Annotated in this window: 20 protein-coding genes; 6 read left to right on the top strand and 14 right to left on the bottom strand. The window is 42.0% G+C overall.

Annotation, left to right across the window (positions count from 1 at the left end; translation table 11 throughout):
* The first annotated feature begins 87 nt into the window (after nucleotides 1-87).
* Complete coding sequence (gene plsY, locus ATE34_RS08550; RefSeq protein WP_061598273.1) at nucleotides 88-729, top strand: glycerol-3-phosphate 1-O-acyltransferase PlsY; 642 nt, start codon at nucleotides 88-90, stop codon at nucleotides 727-729.
* 34 nt (nucleotides 730-763) lie between these two features.
* Here the strand turns inward: plsY and ATE34_RS08555 are convergent, their stop codons facing one another.
* The 9 genes from ATE34_RS08555 to ATE34_RS08595 form a co-directional block, all read right to left on the bottom strand.
* Nucleotides 764-1,720 (bottom strand): ABC transporter permease, encoded by a 957-nt coding sequence (locus ATE34_RS08555; protein WP_000029134.1) that lies wholly within the window; start codon nucleotides 1,718-1,720, stop codon nucleotides 764-766.
* Nucleotides 1,721-1,722: 2 nt separating this feature from the next.
* Nucleotides 1,723-2,781 (bottom strand): ABC transporter permease, encoded by a 1,059-nt coding sequence (locus tag ATE34_RS08560; RefSeq protein ID WP_000038645.1) that lies wholly within the window; start codon nucleotides 2,779-2,781, stop codon nucleotides 1,723-1,725.
* The gene (locus ATE34_RS08565) at nucleotides 2,774-4,309 is read right to left on the bottom strand and encodes an ABC transporter ATP-binding protein (RefSeq protein ID WP_084911659.1); all 1,536 of its coding nucleotides are present in this window, start codon (nucleotides 4,307-4,309) and stop codon (nucleotides 2,774-2,776) included. The genes ATE34_RS08560 and ATE34_RS08565 overlap by 8 nt, the downstream gene beginning before the upstream one ends.
* 138 nt (nucleotides 4,310-4,447) lie before the next feature.
* A complete protein-coding gene (locus ATE34_RS08570) occupies nucleotides 4,448-5,503 on the bottom strand; it encodes a BMP family lipoprotein (RefSeq protein ID WP_001036149.1) in 1,056 nt (351 codons plus the stop codon).
* A 90-nt stretch (nucleotides 5,504-5,593) separates the two neighbouring features.
* Nucleotides 5,594-5,983 (bottom strand): cytidine deaminase, encoded by a 390-nt coding sequence (locus ATE34_RS08575; RefSeq protein ID WP_000246112.1) that lies wholly within the window; start codon nucleotides 5,981-5,983, stop codon nucleotides 5,594-5,596.
* A complete protein-coding gene (deoC, locus tag ATE34_RS08580; protein ID WP_000773700.1) occupies nucleotides 5,970-6,632 on the bottom strand; it encodes a deoxyribose-phosphate aldolase in 663 nt (220 codons plus the stop codon). The genes ATE34_RS08575 and deoC overlap by 14 nt, the downstream gene beginning before the upstream one ends.
* Before the next feature lie 19 nt (nucleotides 6,633-6,651).
* The gene (locus ATE34_RS08585; protein ID WP_084911661.1) at nucleotides 6,652-7,929 is read right to left on the bottom strand and encodes a pyrimidine-nucleoside phosphorylase; all 1,278 of its coding nucleotides are present in this window, start codon (nucleotides 7,927-7,929) and stop codon (nucleotides 6,652-6,654) included.
* Nucleotides 7,926-8,516 carry a class I SAM-dependent methyltransferase gene (locus ATE34_RS08590; RefSeq protein ID WP_084911663.1) on the bottom strand — a complete coding sequence of 197 codons (591 nt, stop codon included), beginning with the start codon at nucleotides 8,514-8,516 and terminating at the stop codon, nucleotides 7,926-7,928. The genes ATE34_RS08585 and ATE34_RS08590 overlap by 4 nt, the downstream gene beginning before the upstream one ends.
* 199 nt (nucleotides 8,517-8,715) lie before the next feature.
* Entirely contained in the window at nucleotides 8,716-9,123 is a 408-nt protein-coding gene (locus tag ATE34_RS08595) for a hypothetical protein (protein ID WP_061598268.1), read from the bottom strand.
* Between the two features lie 197 nt (nucleotides 9,124-9,320).
* Between ATE34_RS08595 and coaA the strand changes: the two genes are divergently transcribed.
* The 3 genes from coaA (at nucleotide 9,321) to ATE34_RS08610 (ending at nucleotide 11,131) form a co-directional block, all read left to right on the top strand.
* The gene (coaA, locus tag ATE34_RS08600; protein ID WP_061598267.1) at nucleotides 9,321-10,241 is read left to right on the top strand and encodes a type I pantothenate kinase; all 921 of its coding nucleotides are present in this window, start codon (nucleotides 9,321-9,323) and stop codon (nucleotides 10,239-10,241) included.
* 67 nt (nucleotides 10,242-10,308) lie between these two features.
* Nucleotides 10,309-10,545, top strand: a complete 237-nt coding sequence (gene rpsT / locus ATE34_RS08605) for a 30S ribosomal protein S20 (protein WP_001274000.1) — start codon at nucleotides 10,309-10,311, stop codon at nucleotides 10,543-10,545.
* Between the two features lie 52 nt (nucleotides 10,546-10,597).
* A complete protein-coding gene (locus tag ATE34_RS08610; RefSeq protein WP_000684221.1) occupies nucleotides 10,598-11,131 on the top strand; it encodes a DNA topology modulation protein in 534 nt (177 codons plus the stop codon).
* A gap of 16 nt (nucleotides 11,132-11,147) precedes the next feature.
* Here the strand turns inward: ATE34_RS08610 and metG are convergent, their stop codons facing one another.
* The 4 genes from metG to ATE34_RS08630 all read right to left on the bottom strand — a co-directional run bounded on the left by metG (nucleotide 11,148) and on the right by ATE34_RS08630 (nucleotide 16,411).
* Complete coding sequence (gene metG, locus ATE34_RS08615; RefSeq protein ID WP_084911665.1) at nucleotides 11,148-13,145, bottom strand: methionine--tRNA ligase; 1,998 nt, start codon at nucleotides 13,143-13,145, stop codon at nucleotides 11,148-11,150.
* A 135-nt stretch (nucleotides 13,146-13,280) separates the two neighbouring features.
* The gene (locus ATE34_RS08620) at nucleotides 13,281-14,540 is read right to left on the bottom strand and encodes an ABC transporter permease (RefSeq protein WP_001180392.1); all 1,260 of its coding nucleotides are present in this window, start codon (nucleotides 14,538-14,540) and stop codon (nucleotides 13,281-13,283) included.
* 1 nt (nucleotide 14,541) lies between these two features.
* Nucleotides 14,542-15,243 carry an ABC transporter ATP-binding protein gene (locus ATE34_RS08625; protein WP_084911667.1) on the bottom strand — a complete coding sequence of 234 codons (702 nt, stop codon included), beginning with the start codon at nucleotides 15,241-15,243 and terminating at the stop codon, nucleotides 14,542-14,544.
* On the bottom strand, nucleotides 15,227-16,411 hold the full coding sequence (locus ATE34_RS08630) for an efflux RND transporter periplasmic adaptor subunit (protein ID WP_061598263.1): 1,185 nt from the start codon (nucleotides 16,409-16,411) through the stop codon (nucleotides 15,227-15,229). The genes ATE34_RS08625 and ATE34_RS08630 overlap by 17 nt, the downstream gene beginning before the upstream one ends.
* A gap of 266 nt (nucleotides 16,412-16,677) precedes the next feature.
* Between ATE34_RS08630 and gor the strand changes: the two genes are divergently transcribed.
* Both gor and ATE34_RS08640 read left to right on the top strand, forming a co-directional pair.
* Entirely contained in the window at nucleotides 16,678-18,024 is a 1,347-nt protein-coding gene (gor, locus tag ATE34_RS08635; protein WP_084911669.1) for a glutathione-disulfide reductase, read from the top strand.
* A 144-nt stretch (nucleotides 18,025-18,168) separates the two neighbouring features.
* The gene (locus ATE34_RS08640; RefSeq protein WP_061598261.1) at nucleotides 18,169-18,705 is read left to right on the top strand and encodes a biotin transporter BioY; all 537 of its coding nucleotides are present in this window, start codon (nucleotides 18,169-18,171) and stop codon (nucleotides 18,703-18,705) included.
* A gap of 86 nt (nucleotides 18,706-18,791) precedes the next feature.
* On the opposite strand, the gene ATE34_RS11240 is transcribed toward ATE34_RS08640, so the two are convergent.
* Nucleotides 18,792-21,460 (bottom strand): Cna B-type domain-containing protein (locus ATE34_RS11240; protein WP_241500544.1); only part of this gene is annotated, 2,669 nt, incomplete at its 5' end.

Here is a 21,460-nt window from a genome sequence, read left to right on the forward strand (position 1 = left end):
GATTTTGCAAAATTTTTCCCATTCAGCCGTCACAATTTCACAGGATATTCTCTGACTTTCGAAAGCATTTCATGGTATAATAGATCTATGATGACATTTGTATTATTAATTTTAGCTTATCTGCTAGGTTCGATTCCGTCTGGTCTTTGGATTGGACAAATCTTCTTTCAAACAAATCTGCGTGAGCATGGTTCTGGAAATACTGGAACAACCAATACTTTCCGTATTTTAGGTAAGAAAGCGGGTATGGCAACCTTTGTGATTGACTTCTTTAAAGGAACCTTGGCCACTCTCCTTCCAATCCTTTTCCACCTACAAGGTGTATCACCTCTCGTCTTTGGACTTTTGGCTGTCATTGGACATACCTTCCCTATCTTTGCAGGATTTAAAGGGGGCAAGGCTGTCGCAACTAGCGCTGGAGTTGTTTTCGGATTTGCGCCTGTTTTCTGTCTCTATCTAGCGATTGTATTTTTTGGAACCCTCTATCTAGGTAGTATGATTTCACTGTCTAGCGTTACTGCTTCTATCGCAGCCGTTATCGGAGTTCTACTATTTCCACTATTTGGATTTATCCTATACAACTATGACCCTCTCTTCATTCTGATTATCCTAGCACTTGCTAGCTTGATTATCATTCGTCACAAGGATAATATCACACGTATCAAAAATAAAACTGAAAATCTCGTTCCTTTGGGATTGAATCTAACCCATCAAAATCCTAACAAATAAAACGCCAGTTTGAAACTGACGTTTTTTTGTACACTTATTTTGATTTAATATAGTTGATACCATCTGCTTTTGGCGCGACTGCTTTTCCAAAGAAGGCTGCTAAGACAAGGATGGTCAAGACATAAGGTGCGATTTGAAGGTAAACTGCTGGCACTCCTTGTAGGAAAGGCAATTGAGAACCGATAACAGCCAAACTTTGTGAAAGTCCAAAGAAGAGACTAGAAAGCATAGCACCGATTGGGTTCCATTTACCAAAGATCATTGCAGCAAGAGCGATAAATCCAGGACCAACAATAGTTGTCACTGAGAAGTTAACTGAAATGGATTGAGCATAAATCGCTCCACCGATTCCCCCTAGGAAACCTGATATGATAACCCCAAGATACCGCATCTTGTAGACATTGATCCCCAAGGTATCTGCTGCCTGAGGGTGTTCACCAACAGAGCGAAGGCGAAGACCAAAGCGGGTCTTGAAGAGGATAAACCAAGCAAAGAATGAGAAGGCAATCGCGATATAACCTAGCAAACTTGTTGACTTGAAGAAGATATCTCCAATCACTGGGATATTAGCCAAAACTGGAAAATCAAAACGTCCAAAGGTCTGACTTAAGTTATCCGTTTGTCCTTTGTTATAAAGAACCTTAACCAAGAAAACTGCTAGGGCAGGAGCCATCAAGTTCAATACTGTACCACTGACAACATGGTCCGCACGGAAATGAACTGTAGCGACTGCATGAATGAGGGAGAAAATAGCTCCCACGATACCGGCAACTAACAAGGAAATCCAAGGAGTCGCTGCTCCAAGTTGTTCTGCAAACTCAAGGTTAAAGACAACCCCAGAAAAGGCTCCCATAACCATAATTCCTTCAAGGCCGACGTTAACGACACCACCACGTTCAGAGAAGACTCCTCCAATACTCGTAAAAATAAGTGGTGCTGAGTAAATCAGCATAGAAGAGACCAAGAGGGTGAGTAATGTTGTAATAGACATCCTTACTTACCTCCTTTAACTTGTTTTTTTGGTTTGACAAAATGTTCGATAATATAGTGAACACTGACAAAGAAGATAATGGACGCTGTTACAATGCTGACAAGTTCAGACGGAACTTGCGCAGCGTTCATACCTGGCGCACCAACTTGCAAAACTCCAAATAAGAAGGCTGCAAAGAGAATTCCAATTGGTGAATTCCCAGCAAGCAAACTAACTGCCATTCCGTTAAATCCGATAGCTAATGATGAGCCCTGAACGTAAACGTTTTGGAAAGTTCCAAGACCTTCGACCGCTCCACCAAGACCAGCCAAGGCACCAGAGATAATCATTGATAGGATGATTGTACGTTTTGCTGAAATACCAGCGTACTCTGAGGCATGGGGATTTAGACCAACTGCACGAATTTCAAAACCGAGAGTCGTTTTCTTGAGCAAGAACCAAATCACACCAACAGCAATGATGGCAAAAAAGATTCCGATATTCATACGAGAATTGCCAGTTAACTCAGATAACCATGGTGTTTGATAAGTGGCATTGGCACTCACACGAATCGTTGAGTCTGTACTTTGCATAAAGTCTTTCGGGAAAGAATGAATAAAGGCATTCCCTACGTACAAAACAATATAGTTCATCATAATGGTTACGATAACCTCTGATGTACCTAAATAAGCTCTGAGAATACCTGGAATAGCACCTACAATCCCACCTGCAATCAAAGCAATTACTACGGTCGCTAAAATCAACATTGGGCGTGGCATGTCCGGATGCGACAAAGCAAACCAACCACTAAGAATCCAACCCGCTAGTGCCTGACCAGGAAGCCCAACGTTAAAGAAACCTGCACGACTAGCAACTGCAAACCCCAGACCAATCAAGATAAGAGGACCCATGGCACGGAAAATTTCACCAATCCCACGGAGACTACCAAAAGCTGTATAGAACAACTCCTCATAACCCCAGATAGCATCGTAGCCGAAAATCCACATGACAATGGCTCCGAGCAAGATTCCTAAGAATACGGAAATCAAGGGAACCGAAATTTGTTGTAACTTTTTAGACATCATCCTTCTCCTTTCCCAAGTTTCCGCCTGCCATCAAGATACCAAGTTCTTGTTTGTTAGTCGTTTCTGGCGACACAATACCTTGAATCTTCCCATCATGAATAACAGCAATTCGGTCTGAAACATTTAAAATCTCATCCAATTCAAAGCTGACAACAAGCACAGCTTTTCCGTTATCACGTTCTTCAATCAAGCGTTTGTGGATATATTCAATGGCACCGACATCCAAACCACGAGTTGGTTGGCTGACGATAAGGAGATCAGGATCACGATCAATCTCACGAGCGATAATCGCTTTTTGTTGATTTCCCCCTGAAAGAGCTGCTGCTGGGACAAATTCGCTCGCCGCACGGACGTCAAATTCTTCCATTAATTTTTTGGCATGTGAAGTGATATTCGCATAGTTTAAGATACCATTCTTGCTGAGTGGTTCTTTGTAGTAGGTTTGAAGAGCGATATTTTCTGAAATCATCATATCCAAAATCAAACCATCACGGTGGCGGTCTTCAGGAACGTGCCCCACACTGAGTTCCGTAATTTGTCGAGGATGCATCCCTACGATTGATTTGCCTTTTAATTCAATACTACCAGACTCAACCTTACGAAGACCCGTAATGGCTTGAATGAGTTCAGATTGGCCATTGCCATCAATACCTGCAATACCGACAATTTCACCAGCACGAACATCCAAAGAAAGATTCTTCACAGCTGGTACACCGCGGTTTTCATTAACAACCAAGTCTTTGATAGACAATACCACTTCTTTTGGTTGTGGTGCCTGTTTCTCCGTTTTGAAGGAGACAGAGCGTCCTACCATCATCTCCGCCAAGTCCGCATTTGTTGCCCCTGCAATCTCAACCGTCTGGATTGATTTTCCACGACGAATAACCGTCACTCGATTGGATACTGCACGAATCTCATCCAGTTTATGGGTAATCAAAATAATAGATTTTCCTTCTTTGACAAGGTTTTTCATGATAGTCATCAACTCATCAATCTCTGAAGGAGTCAATACTGCCGTAGGTTCGTCAAAGATGAGGATATCAGCACCACGGTAAAGTGTCTTCAAGATTTCTACACGTTGTTGAGCACCAACGGAAATATCTGCCACCTTGGCAGCAGGATCCACTGCCAAACCATAACGTTCAGAAAGAGCCTTGATTTCTTTAGTAGCTTCAGCTATATCTAGCACACCATTTTTAGTGATTTCACTCCCCAAAATGATATTTTCAGCTACTGTAAAAGCTTCAACCAACATAAAATGTTGGTGAACCATCCCAATTCCTAGACTAGCAGCTTTAGAAGGTGAATCTAGTTTGACAACTTGACCATTCACCGCAATTTCACCACTAGTTGGCTCGAGAAGTCCTGCCAGCATATTCATCAGAGTGGATTTACCCGCTCCATTTTCTCCTAAAAGTGCATGGATTTCACCTTTTCGCAGTTGCAAGTTGATCTTGTCGTTTGCTACAAATTCACCAAACACCTTGGTAATATCCCGCATCTCAATGACATTTTCGTGTGCCATATGCTTTTCCTTTCCGAGGTTTATTTTGTTTCAATAAAACCTGCTAATCGTGTTAACAAGTTCTATTGAGACAAAAAAATTGCCTCAATTCTTAAAGAAGCGACCGATGGTCGCCTCCTAAGAAATGACTTTTATCCATTATTTTTCAGGAACTTTTACGCTTCCGTCAAGGATTTTAGCTTTTGCGTCTTCAACAGCTTTTTTACCTTCTTCTGAAAGGTTTGTCACTGCCAAGTCAACCCCTTTATCCTTCAATGAGTAGACAATAACTTGTCCGCCAGGGAATTCACCTTTTTCTGTTTTGTTGGCAATATCTTTTACAGTTGTACCAACTTGTTTCAATGTAGATACAAGAACAAAGTTTGATTCTTTACCATCTTTAGAAGTGTATTTACCTTCTGCTGCTTGGTCACGGTCTACACCAATAACCCAAACTTTTTCGTCTTCATTTTTACTTTCGTTCAAAGATTTTGCTTCAGCAAAGACACCAGCACCTGTACCACCAGCTGCTTGGTAGACAACGTCTGCACCTGCAGCGTATTGAGCTGCTGCAATTGTTTTACCTTTAGCAGCATCACCAAATGAACCAGCGTAGTCAACTTGTACTTTGATAGATGGGTCTACTGACTCAACACCAGCCTTAAATCCAGCAGCGAAACGTGAAATAACTTCAGATTCGATACCACCTACAAAACCAACTTGTTTTGTTTTAGTTGTTTTAGCTGCTGCAACACCTGCAAGGTAAGCTGCTTCGTTATCAGCAAATGTTACGCTCGCAACATTCTTTTGATCTTTGATCACATCATCAATCAAGACATAGTTTAAGTCAGAGTGGTCTTTTGCTGCATCTTTAACTGCATTATTAAGGGCGAAACCAACACCGAAGATCAGGTTGTAACTTCCAGCCGCTTGTTGCAAGTTGTTAGCATAGTCAGCTTCACTTGTTGATTGGAAATAAGTAAAGCCTTTATCTTTTGAAAGATTGTGTTCTTTACCCCAGTCTTGCAAACCTTCCCAAGCTGATTGGTTAAATGATTTATCATCAACACCACCAGTATCTGTTACGATCGCTGCTTTGGTCTTCATTTCTGATGAAGATGAAGCTGCGTTACGAGAAGAGCGGTTACCACATGCAGCAAGTCCAACTGCTGCTACTGCAACTAGACCAAGGCCTAGCCATTGTTTCTTGTTCATTACTGAACCTCCTAAATAAGATGTGCAACGATGTTGCAAGTTTGGATTATTTGGTCACATAGACCACAGCCACTGCAAGAGTGACCCAGACTAATTTAAGTCTGTAAATGAGTATGGAAGTAACTCCCCGACCGTCATCTCGACCGTCGATTTATCTTTAGCGACTAAGGTCACTTTTAGATCTTGTTCAAAAAATTCAGCCATCACTTGGCGGCAAGCACCACATGGCGAGATAGGTTTTTCAGTTTGTCCGTAGACAATCAACTCTGAAAACTCTCTTTGGCCTTCGGAAACTGCTTTGAAAATCGCTGTACGCTCTCCACAGTTTGTCAAAGAATAGCTAGCATTCTCAATGTTCACACCCGTATAAATACTACCGTCCTTAGCTACTAAAACAGCTCCAATAGGAAAATGAGAATAGGGTACATAGGCTTGTTTGCTGGTTTCAATTGCTAGTTCAATCAACTCAGTAGTCGCCATCTGCTAATTCTCCTTTTAAAATCGCAACGCCAGCAGATGTCCCGATACGGGTAGCACCTGCTTCCACAAAAGCAAGAGCATCCGCATATGAACGAGCTCCACCGGCTGCCTTAACTCCCATATCTGGTCCGACTGTTTTACGCATTAACTGAACATCCTCTATAGTGGCACCGCCAGTTGAAAATCCAGTTGATGTTTTGACAAAGTCAGCGCCTGCTTTCTGGGATAATTGACAGGCCACAACCTTTTCATCGTCTGTCAACAAGCAAGCTTCAATAATGACCTTAACCAACTTGTCACCACTTGCTTCTACGACAGCACGGATGTCCGATTCAACCAAATCAAGATTACCTGATTTGAGAGCACCAACATTGATAACCATATCAATCTCATCTGCACCGTTTTGAACAGCTTCTTTTGTTTCAAAAGCTTTCACAGCAGAAGTTGTTGCTCCCAAGGGGAAACCAACTACTGTACAAACCTTTACATCTGAGCCTTCAAGTCCTGTTTTCGCATGTTTAACCCATGTGGGATTAACACAAACACTGGCAAAGTCATACTCACGTGCTTCAGATAGCAAACGATCAATTTGTTCTTGACTTGCATCTTGTTTTAAAAGCGTATGATCAATGTATTTGTTTAATTTCATATTTGGATTCCTCTCTTTTTCATGAGATGATTTCAATTATTTCCTGCAAACGTTTCACTCCATCATTTATTTTAACATATTTTTGAAATTCTGTAACTAGTTGAGGGGAAATTTTTCCATTTGTATAAACTTTTGCGACAATTTCTCCCTTTTGAACGGAGTCACCGACCTTCTTCTCAAAAACGATTCCAGTTTCATAGTCCAAGTCATCAGTCTTGACTGCACGACCGGCTCCTAGTCTCATGGCATAGAGCCCAAATTCCATCGCAGGAAGGGCTGAAATGACACCTGACTCTTGAGCTGGGATATCTACTACATGCGCCACCTTGACTGGGCGATAGAGATCTTCTAAATCACCGCCTTGAGCTGCTACCATTTCTTCAAACTTAGCCAGTGCTTGGCCATTTTCAAGATGTTGACGTACTTCTTCAACTGTCTTCTCAACATTTGCCAAACCAAGCATAATCTGAGCTAGTTCACAAATAAAGTGACTAATATCTTCTCGACCCTTTCCTTGAAGAATTTCAATTGCTTCTAGGATTTCGAGACGATTGCCAATGGCTCGTCCCAAGGGTTGGCTCATATCGGTAATAACCGCTACTGTCTTTCGACCAACGGCCTTACCCAAATCGACCATGGTTTGAGCCAATTCACGCGCCTCATCAACCGTCTTCATAAAGGCACCCTCACCAACAGTCACGTCTAGCAAAATGGCATCCGCCCCAGCAGCAATTTTCTTGCTCATAACAGAACTCGCAATCAAAGGAATGGTGTCGACAGTCGCCGTCACATCACGAAGGGCATAGAGAAGTTTATCCGCTTTAACTAACTGATCTGACTGCCCAATGACAGATACACCTATTTCCTGCACCTGTTTGATGAAATCTTCTTGACTACGCTCAACTTGGTAACCCTTGATTGCTTCCAACTTATCTAGGGTTCCGCCAGTATGCCCTAGTCCACGACCACTCATTTTTGCCACGGGCACACCAAAGCTAGCAACAAGGGGAGCTAAAATCAAGGTCACCTTATCACCTACACCACCAGTAGAATGTTTGTCAACTTTAACCCCATCAATAGCTGACAAGTCAAACTCCTGACCTGTCTTAACCATATTCATCGTCAGGTCAGAAATCTCTCGTGTCGTCATTCCTTTGAAATAAACCGCCATAGCAAAGGCAGACATCTGATAGTCTGGAACAGTTCCTGCCACATAGCCTTCTACTAACCACTTGATTTCATTTGAAGTAAGTTCTTGACCATCTCGTTTCTTTTGAATTAAATCAACTGCTCTCATGCTTTCACACTTCTAAGGATATAATATCCCTTGTCTTTCTTTATAATTTCACAATTTCCAAAAACATCTTCCATCTTGCTTTTGGCGCTCGGAGCACCTTGCTTTTTCTGAATGACAATAGTTAAATCACCTCCATCTTTCAAGAAATCTCTGCTCTTTTCGATAATCTCATGAACAACTTGTTTACCCGCTCGAATAGGCGGATTAGAAATAACATGGTCAAATTTCCCTTCAACTTGTTCATAGATATTGGATTGGAAAATCGTTGCTTCAACCTTATTTCGTTCAGCATTTTGTCGAGCCAAGTCTAGAGCACGATTATTGATATCAACCATGGTTGCCTGAACTCCATAAGCCTTGGTCAAGGACAAGCCCAAAGGCCCATATCCACAACCCACATCAAGGACCGTTTCTCCTTTGTTAACCTCCAGACACTTCAATAAAAGCTGACTCCCAAAGTCAACCATTTTCTTGCTAAAAACACCCGCATCCGTCAAAAAGGTCATTTTTTCTCCCAACAACTCCACTCTCAACTCATGTATGTCGTGAGCAGCGTCAGGATTTTCTGCATAATACATTTTACTCATAAAACTATTTTACCATAATTTGGCTTGAATTGTAAGTCGTTTACAAAGTGATGATAAAATGAAAAAGACTGAAGAATCCTAGTCAAAAAACCTTTTCTTCAATCTCTTTCAATTATTAGAAATACATTACAATCTATCGGGAACTACAAAGTATCATAGTCAGGATAAAACAAATCGTCTGTAATCAGGCGCATTTTTATTACCATTTCTTAACCTTAAAATACTTTATTATCAACAAGACTCCCAATATGATGTTTAGATAAAAGCCCAACTGATAAGTTTGTGTCAAGATTTCCAAACTTGTCCAAAGTCGTATCAAATCTTCTAGTGACATACGGAATAGATATCCTTCTGTAGCAATCCACAAAATCAAAAATAGATAACTACCAGCAGCAAGCCATTTCGTCCACTGCTTTTTTACTAGCCAAGCAATCAAGAGTGAACAGATAAAGATAACTGTTACAAGGAGATGATCCATTAAGAAGGTAAAACCGTAATAGGTTTCTACAAAGCGTCTACCATTATCCGCATTCGCTCCCCTTATAAAAGGTAGTGTAAAACTTAAAATAAAACAGAGTTCCAATATGTAACATCTCAAGATTTTCATTGTATACCTCCTATAAGTTGCGAACTAAAAAACCCACTTTCAATAACTGATAAGTCTTCAGAAACCATTCCCTATCTCATCATTAAACTATTCAACCTCCATCTCTATTATACGATATTGACTTACTACCATCAAGAAACCGCTTTATTTTTTTAGCTTTTTATGGTATGATAGACAAAATATCTAGGGGAAAACAAATGACCAACGAATTTTTACATTTTGAGAAAATCAGCCGCCATACTTGGCAATCATTACATCGCAAAACAACCCCTCCCTTGACAGAGGAAGAGTTAGAATCCATCAAGAGTTTCAATGACCAAATTAGTCTGCAGGACGTAACGGATGTCTATCTTCCCCTTGTCCATCTTATCCATATTTACAAGCGCACCAAGGATGATTTGGCATTTTCAAAAGGAATTTTCCTCCAACGTGAAAGCAAATCACAGCCTTTTATCATTGGGGTTTCTGGTAGTGTTGCTGTCGGGAAATCAACAACTAGCCGACTTCTGCAAATCCTTCTCTCTCGTACAGTTACTGATGCTACTGTAGAATTGGTGACAACTGACGGTTTTCTCTATCCCAATCAAACCTTGATGGATCAAGATATATTAAATCGCAAAGGTTTTCCTGAAAGTTATGATATGGAAACCTTGCTGAATTTTCTTGATCGCCTTAAGAACGGGCAAGATGTCGATATTCCTGTCTATTCTCATGAAGTGTATGACATCGTTCCTGGAGAGAAACAACGTGTCAAAGCTGCGGACTTTGTTATTGTTGAAGGCATCAATGTCTTTCAAAATCCTCAAAATGAGCGCCTTTACATCACTGATTTCTTTGATTTCTCCATCTATGTGGATGCTGCTGTCGAGGACATTGAAAGTTGGTATCTGGATCGTTTCTTAAAACTGCTCAGCTTTGCCCAAAATGATCCCAACAGCTACTACCACCGCTTTACGCAAATGCCGATTGGAGAAGTTGAAGCCTTTGCACATCAGGTTTGGACCAGTATTAATCTCTCAAATCTACAAAACTATATCGAACCGACACGGAATCGCGCCGAGGTCATTCTCCACAAGACTAAAAACCACGAAATCGATGAAATTTACCTAAAAAAATAATTTCCCCTTGTCAAAACCTAAGTTTTCAGATATAATGGTATAGTTAGTAAATATGGAGGTAAGAACATTGGCAAACATTAAATCAGCTATCAAACGCGCTGAATTGAACGTTAAACAAAACGAAAAAAACTCAGCTCAAAAATCAGCTATGCGTACTGCTATCAAAGCTTTCGAAGCAAACCCTTCTGAAGAACTTTTCCGTGCTGCTAGCTCAGCTATCGACAAAGCAGAAACTAAAGGTTTGATTCATAAAAACAAAGCAAGCCGCGATAAAGCTCGTCTTTCAGCTAAACTTGCTAAATAAGAAACAGTCCGTAGAGGCTGTTTTTTTGTCCTCCATTACGAAAAGGTAGAAAATGAAAATCGCAATTATCGGCTATTCTGGTGCTGGGAAATCAACCCTGGCACAAAAGTTATCCCAGTTCTACTCAATTCCCAAACTGCATATGGACACCCTCCAATTTCAACCAAATTGGCAAGACAGTGATCGTGATTGGATGAAATCTGAGATGAAAAAATTCCTAACCACTCACTCAGACTGGGTCATCGATGGAAACTACTCTTGGTGCTGCTATGAGGAAAGGATGGAGCAAGCTGACCAAATCATCTTTCTCAATTTTTCACCATGGACTTGTCTCTTTCGAGCCCTTAAACGGTATCTCACATACCGAGGCAAGGTCCGAGAAAGCATGGCTGCAGGTTGCCCCGAACGCTTTGACTGGGACTTTATCCGATGGATTCTCTGGGATGGGCGGAGCAAATCCGCTAAGGAACGCTACAAGGGGATTCAAGAAACCTATCCAGAGAAAGTAATTCTCCTCAGGTCTCAAAAGGAGATAGACCACTTCTTAGATAATCTCGCATATAACAAGAAAAACCAACGTACCTAACGTTGGTTTTTTGCTATTACCCAATCATACTTCCGTTTGGTACAGCTGGATCAACTGTGAGAAGGGTTAATTTGCCATCATGTTCAGCTGAGAGAATCATCCCTTGGCTGACATATTTTTTCATCATCTTGCGAGGTTTGAGATTGGCAACGATTTGGACTTTCTTGCCGACCAATTCTTGTTCGTTTGGATAGTATTTTGCAATTCCTGAGAGAATTTGACGGTCTTCACCATCATCAGCATCCAAGCGGAATTGAAGCAACTTATCAGAACCTTCCACTTTAGAAACTTCTTTGACTTCTGCGACACGAATTTCAACCTTATCGAAGTCTTCAAACTTGATTTCTTCCTTGCTTAGTTTGAGTTCGACTTCTTCTGGATTCCATTCTTTCTCGACGTCTGGCTTGTTGCCTTCCATTTGTTCCTTAATATAGGCGATTTCTTCTTCCATATCCAGACGCGGGAAGATTGGAGTTCCTTTGGCAACTACAGTCACACCTGCAGGTAAATCAGCCAAGCTCAAGTTTTCAAGGCTAGCAACTTCTGCCAAACCAAGCTGAGTCAAGACTGCACGACTGGTTTCCATCATAAACGGTTCAATCAAGTGAGCAACGACACGAAGGCTGGCTGCCAAGTGGCTCATGACACTTGCCAATTGATCACGAAGTGCTTCATCCTTAGCCAAGACCCATGGAGCTGTCTCGTCGATGTATTTGTTGGTACGAGAAATGAGAGTCCATACTGCTTCCAAGGCACGTGGATAGTCAACTGCTTCCATGTGTGTATAGTAGTCAGAGATAGATTGCTCTGCTACTTGAGCAAGAGCATTGTCAAATTCAGTCACACCTTCTACATAGGCTGGAACTTTTCCATCAAAATACTTATTAATCATGGAAACCGTACGGTTGAGAAGGTTACCAAGGTCATTGGCTAGTTCATAGTTGATACGGCCTACATAGTCTTCTGGAGTGAAGGTTCCATCTGAACCGACTGGGAGGCTACGCATGAGGTAGTAACGAAGTGGATCCAGTCCAAAACGCTCTATCAACATTTCAGGATAGACAACATTCCCTTTAGACTTAGACATCTTACCGTCTTTCATGACAAACCAACCATGACCAATCAAACGTTCTGGCAATTTGATATCCAACATCATAAGAAGGATTGGCCAGTAGATTGAGTGGAAACGAAGAATGTCTTTTCCAACCATATGGAAGACTGTTCCGTTCCAGAACTTGTCAAAGTTTGCGTGTTCATCTTGATCGTAGCCAAGAGCTGTCACATAATTAAGGAGAGCATCAAACCAAACATAGACAACGTGTTTTGGATTAGATGGTACTGGCACTCCCCAGGTAAAGGTTGTACGAGAAACCGCTAAGTCTTCCAAACCTGGCTCAATAAAGTTACGCAACATTTCATTAAGACGACCATCTGGAGTGATGAAATCAGGGTGCGATTTGAAAAATTCAACCAAACGGTCTTGGTATTTGCTGAGGCGAAGGAAATAAGACTCTTCTGAAACCCATTCCACTTCATGTCCTGATGGAGCGATACCGCCCGTCACATTTCCAGCTTCGTCACGGAATACTTCTGCCAGCTGGCTTTCTGTAAAGAATTCTTCATCTGAAACTGAATACCAACCAGAATATTCACCTAGGTAGATGTCATCTTGAGCAAGCAAGCGTTCAAAGACTTGCGCCACTACTTTTTCATGGTAGTCATCAGTCGTACGGATAAATTTATCGTATGAGATATCTAATAATTTCCAAAGTTCTTTGACTCCAACCGCCATCCCATCAACATAAGCTTGAGGTGTAATGCCAGCTTCTTCCGCTTTTTGCTGGATTTTTTGACCATGCTCGTCAAGGCCTGTCAAATAAAAGACATCGTAGCCCATGAGGCGTTTGTAACGAGCTAGGACATCACAAGCGATGGTTGTGTAGGCAGAACCGATATGAAGTTTACCAGATGGATAGTAAATCGGTGTTGTAATATAAAAATTCTTTTCAGACATAATATTTCCTTTCCAGGCAAATGAAACCTGTTTTTCTAACACTTCATTATATCATATTTTTAGTGATTTTCGATAGGAAAATCCATACAAAAACAAGACAGACAAATGTCCATCTTGTTTTTTCTGCTCTATATCTTATTCATAACGAAGGGCTTCGATCGGATCAAGCTTAGAGGCTTTATTGGCTGGTAAGACACCAAATATCATACCAACGCTGGCTGATACAGCCAAGCTAAAGAGAGCGATTGGGAGGGAAACCCCAACTTCGATACCTGCAATCATGTTTTGAAGCAGCACTCCGGCTAACATAGTCATTCCAGCAGCAATCCCAAGACCGATGACTCCACCTAGCAAGGTCAAAATCATGGATTCAATCAAAAACTGAACCAAGATATTAGCTCGTGTAGCTCCGAGAGCTTTCCGCAGACCAATTTCCCGCGTGCGTTCTGTCACCGAAACCAGCATGATATTCATGACACCTGTCCCTCCAACAAATAGAGAGATACCTGCAATGGCACTGATAATGGTTGTCATAAAACCAAATAGTTGTTGTACCTCTTGGAAAGCGGCAGTTGCATCCGCAACTTGGTACTCCCCTTGCTGAAGACCAGCAATCTCAGTCAGTTTTCGAGCCAACTCTGGACCCAAGGTCTGCGTTAGACTGGTATCATTGACACGAAAGACGATGTTCGAGATTTCATCAGTATTAAAATTGGCTGCGAGAGAGATATTGGTCGTAATTGGAAGACCACCAATCCCAAAGGCTTTAGCAGTTTTAGCTTCATTGCTAGTATAAACGCCAATCACACGGTAACTAAATTCATTGACAGAGATGATTTGATTAACCGCGGCTTCTGGACTATCAAACAAACTCTTAGCTAGTTCTTCATCCAACAAAATCACACTGGCAAATTCCTTGTAGTCTTGCGGTCTTAGACTTCTACCCGCAACGATTTCATTTTCAACTGCGTTCATGTAGGTGCTATTTCCGCCTGTCAGAGTTGCTCGTTCAACCTTCTTATCCTTATAAGATAGGGTAACGTTGGTCGAGTTGGTGACATAGTAACTGTCTACTCCTTTAAGTTTAGCAGCCTCCTTGACCCAAGATTCGAGTGGTTTTGGTGGTTCAACATGAACATCCTCTTCTTTCCCACTGACTGTCAAAGCGGATTGTTTCTGCGTAAAGGAGCCGTCCTTGCTTTTGATAGGAGAGAAAAAGACATGGATATCCTTTTGTGATTTGGTCATGTTTTTATTGACCTGACGGGACATGGAGTCTCCCAGAGCCATGATGACGACGACAGACGAAACTCCGATGATAATCCCGATCATGGTGAGGAAGGAACGCATCTTGTGGGCCATGATGGATGAAAAGGCAAATTTCAGATTCTGCATCTTAGTTTTCCTCCTTTACTACCTGAGCACTGTCTGATGAGATGACCCCATCACGAATGACAATCTGGCGTTTAGCATAGGCAGCAATCTCAGGCTCATGCGTGACCATGATAATGGTCTTCCCTTCCTTGTTTAACTCCACCAACAGTTGCATGATTTGATTTCCTGTCTTGGTATCTAAGGCTCCTGTCGGTTCGTCAGCTAGGATGATAGAGGGATTATTTACCAAAGCACGCGCAATCGCTACACGTTGCTTTTGACCACCTGATAACTCGGAAGGCAAATGCTGACTGCGCTCCGTTAGCTCAACCTTTTCCAGAAATTCCTCCGCCAATTTCCGACGCTTTGAAGCCGAAACACCAGCGTAAATCAAGGGCAATTCGACATTTTGAAGCGCATTGAGCTTGGACAAGAGAAAGAACTGCTGAAAGACAAAGCCGATTTGCTGGTTGCGGACCTTGGCCAGTTGTTTCTCTCCAAGACCTGCCACTTCTTGACCTTCAAGGTAGTACTCTCCACTAGTTGGTGTATCCAACATTCCGATGGTATTCATCAACGTAGACTTACCAGAACCAGATGGTCCCATAATGGCAACAAACTCACCTTCATGAACTTCTAGATTGATATTTTTAAGGACCTGCAATTCTTGGTCACCATTTCGATAACTTCTACAGATATTTTTGAGACTAATTAGTTTCTTCATCAGCCTTCACCTCTTTTCCTTCTTCCAAGGAAGATGTTGGATTACTGATGACCTTGGCTCCGTCTGTCAAACCTGAAGTAATTTCTTGGTTGTCTGCATCCGCATTCCCCAAAGCAACTTCTACCTTCTTCGCTTTTTTCTGGTCGTCAACGATCCAGACATAGTTTTTGTCATTTTCGGTAACGACACTTGTCAAAGGAACAAGGAGGGCTTTACTCTTGTTTTTGACTTCCACACTGACAGAGAAGCCTTGTTTCAACTCACCGATATCGCTGGTCACATCAACAGTATAAGGGTACTTAGATCCAGTATTCCCTCCAAGGGCTGCATTTGCTGCTTCTCCATTGTTTTTAGGATAATCAGAAATATAGCTTATTTTTCCTGTCCAGCTCTTATCTTGGTAAACCTTCGAAGTAAAGGTAACTTCTTGGCCTACAGAAAGGTTGGCAAGGTTGTATTCAGACAACTCCCCTTTGACCTGCAAGTTTTCATTACTTACGACATGTACTACCACTTGGCTATTACCTGTTGGCGTTTTGGAAACATTACGATTAACTTCAACTACAGTCCCTTCTAGTGTACTGAGGACTGTTGCAGCATCTAGCTGAGCTTGAGCCTTGTTGAGCTGAGCCACAGCATCTGCACGATTATCCTTGGCATCACTGATTTGAGAATCAATAGAAGATACTGAAGAAGTCGCTGCTTGCGCTTGTTCTGGGAGTCCAGCTTCTGTTGGAACCTGTGGAAAAGCTGGTGCAGCTGATGCATTTTCACGAGCTTTGTTTAACTCCTCGATATGACGGTCTGCCTTTGCAACTGCACGATCGGCTGCATCATAGGCAGCTTGAGCATCCGCACTGCTGTATTTGACCAAAGCCTGCCCTTCTTCGACCTTGTCCCCAACCGAAACAAGAATTTCATCTAAATCTCCCTTACTAGCATCAAAATAAACGTATTGTTCATTTTTTGCTGTAACCGTACCTGACAAGAGAACTGATGAAGCAACGGAACCTTCCTTAGCAGTAACGATATGAGAGGTTTCATCCTTGACTGCTGACTGGGAAGGTTGTCTAAAAATCAAAATCCCCGCAGCACCGATAACAATAGCACTGGCAACACCAATCGCTGTGTATAATTGCCATTTTTTTGCCTTTTTATTTCTTTTCATTTTCAAGCTCCTTTATATTTTTGCCTTACAAAACCCATTATATCAGAAACACCAAGCCCAAACAATGACAGTTCAGATGGAAACAATGACAATTCAGGATCATTATTTCGTTCGGTATTCGTTTATTGGATTATTGTGCTAGATATATAATACAACATCTTTTTGAATTTGGCAAGCGTTTTTATAATTTTTTTATCGTAGCAGATTTTTGCATTCAAAAAATAAAAACGATAGAATATGACTATCAAAGCTATAAGGAGTTTTCTATGAGAGAATATGATATCATCGCCATCGGTGGAGGAAGCGGCGGCATTGCTACTATGAACCGCGCTGGCGAACACGGTGCTAAAGCAGCTGTTATCGAAGAGAAAAAATTAGGTGGAACCTGCGTCAATGTCGGCTGTGTTCCTAAGAAAATTATGTGGTATGGAGCGCAAATCGCTGAAAGCTTTCACCACTACGGTCCTGACTATGGGTTTACGAGTTCAGATGTTCAATTTGATTTCGCAAAACTTCGTCAAAATCGTGAAGCCTACATCGATCGTGCCCGCTCGTCTTATGATGGAAGTTTCAAGCGCAACGGTGTTGATTTGATTGAAGGTCGTGCTCATTTCATTGATTCCCACACAGTCAGCGTTAATGGTGAATTGATTCGTGCCAAACATATCGTGATTGCGACTGGTGCTCGCCCAAGCATCCCAACTATCCCTGGAGCTGAACTTGGTGGTAGCTCAGACGATGTCTTTGCTTGGGAGCAACTTCCTGAATCCGTTACGATTCTTGGAGCTGGCTATATCGCCGTTGAATTAGCAGGTGTCCTCCACGCACTAGGAGTAAAAACTGATTTGTTTGTTCGTCGCGATCGTCCCTTGCGCACGTTTGACAGCTACATCGTTGAAGGCCTTGTCAATGAAATGGAAAAAACAGGTCTACCTTTGCACACACACAAGGTACCCGTCAAACTAGAAGAATCAGAGCAAGGCATTACGATTCATTTTGAAGACGGTTCTAGTCACATTGCAAGCCAAGTTATCTGGGCTACCGGTCGTCGTCCAAATGTAGATGGTCTGGATTTAGAAAAGGCCGGCGTTACACTCAACCAACGTGGATTTATCCAAGTGGATGAGTATCAAAATACAGTTGTAGATGGCATCTACGCCCTTGGAGACGTTACTGGAGAGAAAGAACTGACCCCAGTAGCCATCAAGGCAGGACGCACCTTATCTGAACGTCTCTTTAATGGGAAAACAAGTGCTAAGATGGACTACACAACTATCCCTACTGTTGTCTTCTCCCACCCAGCAATCGGAACCGTGGGGTTGACTGAAGATCAAGCTATTAAAGAATACGGCCAAGATAACATCAAAGTCTACAAGTCAAGCTTTGCATCTATGTACTCTGCTGTTACAAGCCATCGTCAGGAATCTCGCTTCAAACTCATCACCGCTGGTGCTGACGAAAAAGTTGTTGGACTTCACGGGCTAGGTTACGGAGTGGATGAGATGATTCAAGGATTCGCTGTCGCTATCAAGATGGGAGCAACCAAGGCAGACTTTGATGCTACAGTAGCTATCCACCCAACTGCTTCTGAAGAATTTGTGACCATGCGCTAATTATTTTAAGAGACCTCTTGAGGTCTCTTTTTACTTCCAAAATCGGCTGTTACAAAGATTGTCACCTTGGTTGAAAGAATAGGTTGACTTTTGTTCCTGAATTAGTATAATAGTTACTATAATTTTGAAAAGAGGTTAACAGTTTTGAAGAAAGCTCATATCTATGCCATCCCTGCTATCGGTGCTGCTCTCATCGCCGTATTGGCACAAATCAGTCTCCCTATCGGTCCTGTACCTTTCACTCTGCAAAACTTTGCAATTGGTCTGATTGCTACTGTTTTTAGACCCAGAGAAGCCGTTCTATCTGTTGCTCTCTACCTCCTGCTGGGTGCCATTGGTTTACCTGTCTTTGCAGGGGGAGGTGCAGGATTTCACGTTTTAGTCGGTCCAAGTTCAGGCTATCTTTGGTTCGACCTTGTCTATGCAGGACTTACATCTTATCTCATCCATCAAAATAGTGGCTATATCCGCATTTTCCTAGCCAACCTCTTGGGTGATTCACTCGTCTTTGTCGGGGGAATTCTCAGCCTCCACTTCCTTGCTGGTATGCCACTTGACAAAGCACTCGCTGTCGGTGTCCTTCCCTTTATCCTCCCTGACCTTGGTAAGATTATTGCCATTAGTTTCATTAGCCGCCCCCTACTCGAACGATTGAAAAGCCTTCCTTATTTCTCAAGATAAAAAAATAGTCCAGAACAATTGTTCTGGACTATTTCCTTTCCAATTACTTCCTAAGAACTAACTAAAAATCAACTCTCATCTAGAGATTATTTATTTTTACGGCTTACAAAGTACAATCCACCGGTCACTGCCATCAAAGCAAGTCCTGCAACTACTGTTGCGTTAGATGCTTTTTCACCAGTGTTAGGAAGTTGAGGTTTTTGTCCTGGTTTTCCTGGTTCATTTGGTTTACCTGGTTCATTTGGTTTACCTGGTGTTGGTTTTTCTGGAGTGTGCGTATTTGTGATATTGAAGCCTTCTACTTTAGATGAATAACCTTCAACCGGCACTTCTTCTACAGAGTACTTGAATTCTGTACCTTTAGTATCTTTATAACGCTCAAGACCTGTAAACTCATAAGTCCAACCAGTTGCTTCTGAAGCTACCGCAGTCTTACCAGTGTCTTGACCATCGGCAAGAAGTTTCACTGTGATAGATGCTGGACGGATACCGTCTTTGTTCTCTTCATCTTTCCAGATCTTCTTACCTTTTACAGATGTTTTCTCTGGTGTGTATTCATTGGTAACTGTGTACTTACCATCTTTGTCCGTAGTAACTGTTGAGGTATATTCTTTTACAGCCACTTCTTTGACAGTGTACTTGATTTCTGTACCATTTTCATACTTAGGAAGTGCTTTTGATTCGAACTTCCAACCAGTTGCTTCTGATACTTCAATTTCTTGAACAACTTTGTCGCCGTTAAGAATTTGAACTTTCACAGATGTTGTACGTTTGCCGTCTTGGTTGTTGTTATCTTTCCACACCTTAGTTCCTGAAAGGATAACTGTATCTGGATTGTGGGTGTTAGTTACCACTTGACCAGTTACAGAGGCTTCATAGCCAGCTGGCACATCTACTTCCTTGATAGAGTAAGTGATTTCTTTACCAGCTTCGTATTGTGGAAGATTTGTGAATGATGCTACCCAGGTGTTAGCGTCTGTCTTATCCTTAGCTGTCAAGGTCAATTTCTTACCTTCAACGGCTACTGGTTTAGATCCATCTACAGATTTGAAAAGTTGAACGGTTACGGACTCAGGACGTTTGCCGTCTTGGTTGTTCGCGTCGTTCCATACTTTTGTTACTTTGTAGTCGATTGCTTTAGGAGCATATTTGTTTGTGATGGTAAAGTCTGTAATAGTTGATTCGTATTCTGCTACGGCTGCTTCGGTTACAGTGTATTTGATTTCTTTACCATCTTTATATTTTGCTAATTTCGTGAATTCGACAGTCCAAGTTCCGTCTGCGGCTGCTTGAACTTCTTTCGAATCAACTTTCTGACCGTCTGCTAAAAGATTGATTGTAATCTTAGTTGGACGTTTGCCATCTTGGTTATTAGCGTCATCCCAGTTCTTGGTTGCTTTTACATTAACTGTTTCCGGGGTGTAGCTATTGGTGATTGTGAAGCCTGATACAGCATCACCAATAACGTCAGAATTGTAGCCAGTAACAGTTACTTCGACTACTGAGTAAACAATCGCTTTACCAGCTTTGTTCACATCAAGATCTGTGAAGCTTCCTGACCAGTTGTTGTCTTTATTGAGTTCAAGGGTCTTACCTGTGTCTTGACCATCGGCAAGGAGTTTAACAGTAATAGAATCTGGACGTTTGCCGTCTTGGTTCTCGGCATCATTCCAAACTTTCTTCACCGGTACTTGAGTCTTACCTGGTGTGTAGCTATTAGTAATGGTGAAGCCGGTTGTGGCATCTCCTGTTACCTTAGACTCATATTCTGCGACTGAAACTTCTTCAATAGTGTACTTAATCGCTTTACCAGCCTTGTTCACATCAAGATCTGTGAAGCTTCCTGACCAGTTGTTGTCTTTATTGAGTTCAAGGGTCTTACCTGTGTCTTGACCATCGGCAAGAAGTTTAACGGTGATAGAATCTGGACGTTTGCCGTCTTGGTTCTCGCTATCATTCCAAACTTTCTTCACTGGAACTTGAGTCTTACCTGGTGTGTAGCTATTGGTAATAGTGAAACCAGTTGTCGCATCTCCTGTCACCTCAGACTTGTAGCCTACGACTGAAACTTCTTCAATAGTGTACTTAATCGCTTTACCAGCTTTGTTCACATCAAGATCTGTGAAGCTTCCTGACCAGTTGTTCTCTTTATTGAGTTCAAGGGTCTTACCTGTGTCTTGACCATCGGCAAGAAGTTTAACTGTAACAGACGCTGGACGTTTGCCGTCTTGGTTCTCGCTATCATTCCAAACTTTCTTCACTGGTACTTGAGTCTTACCTGGTGTGTAGCTATTAGTAATGGTGAAGCCTGATACAGCATCACCAATAACGTCAGAATTGTAGCCAGTAACAGTTACTTCGACTACTGAGTAAACAATCGCTTTACCAGCCTTGTTCACATCAAGATCTGTGAAGCTTCCTGACCAGTTGTTGTCTTTATTGAGTTCAAGGGTCTTACCTGTGTCTTGACCATCGGCAAGGAGTTTAACGGTGATAGAATCTGGACGTTTGCCGTCTTGGTTGTCACTATCATTCCAAACTTTCTTCACTGGCACTTGAGTCTTGCCTGGTGTGTAGCTATTGGTAATGGTGTAGCCAGTTGTCGCATCTCCTGTTACCTTAGACTCATATTCTGCGACTGAAACTTCTTCGATTGTATAGGCGATTGGAGTGCCACCTTTATCTGCATCCAGATCGGTGAAAATAGCTTGCCAGTTGTTCGCAGCATTCAATTCACGTGTTTGACCAGTTTCAA

Origin of the sequence: Streptococcus oralis subsp. tigurinus (assembly GCF_002093545.1) — a bacterium.
Classification (GTDB): domain Bacteria; phylum Bacillota; class Bacilli; order Lactobacillales; family Streptococcaceae; genus Streptococcus; species Streptococcus oralis_C.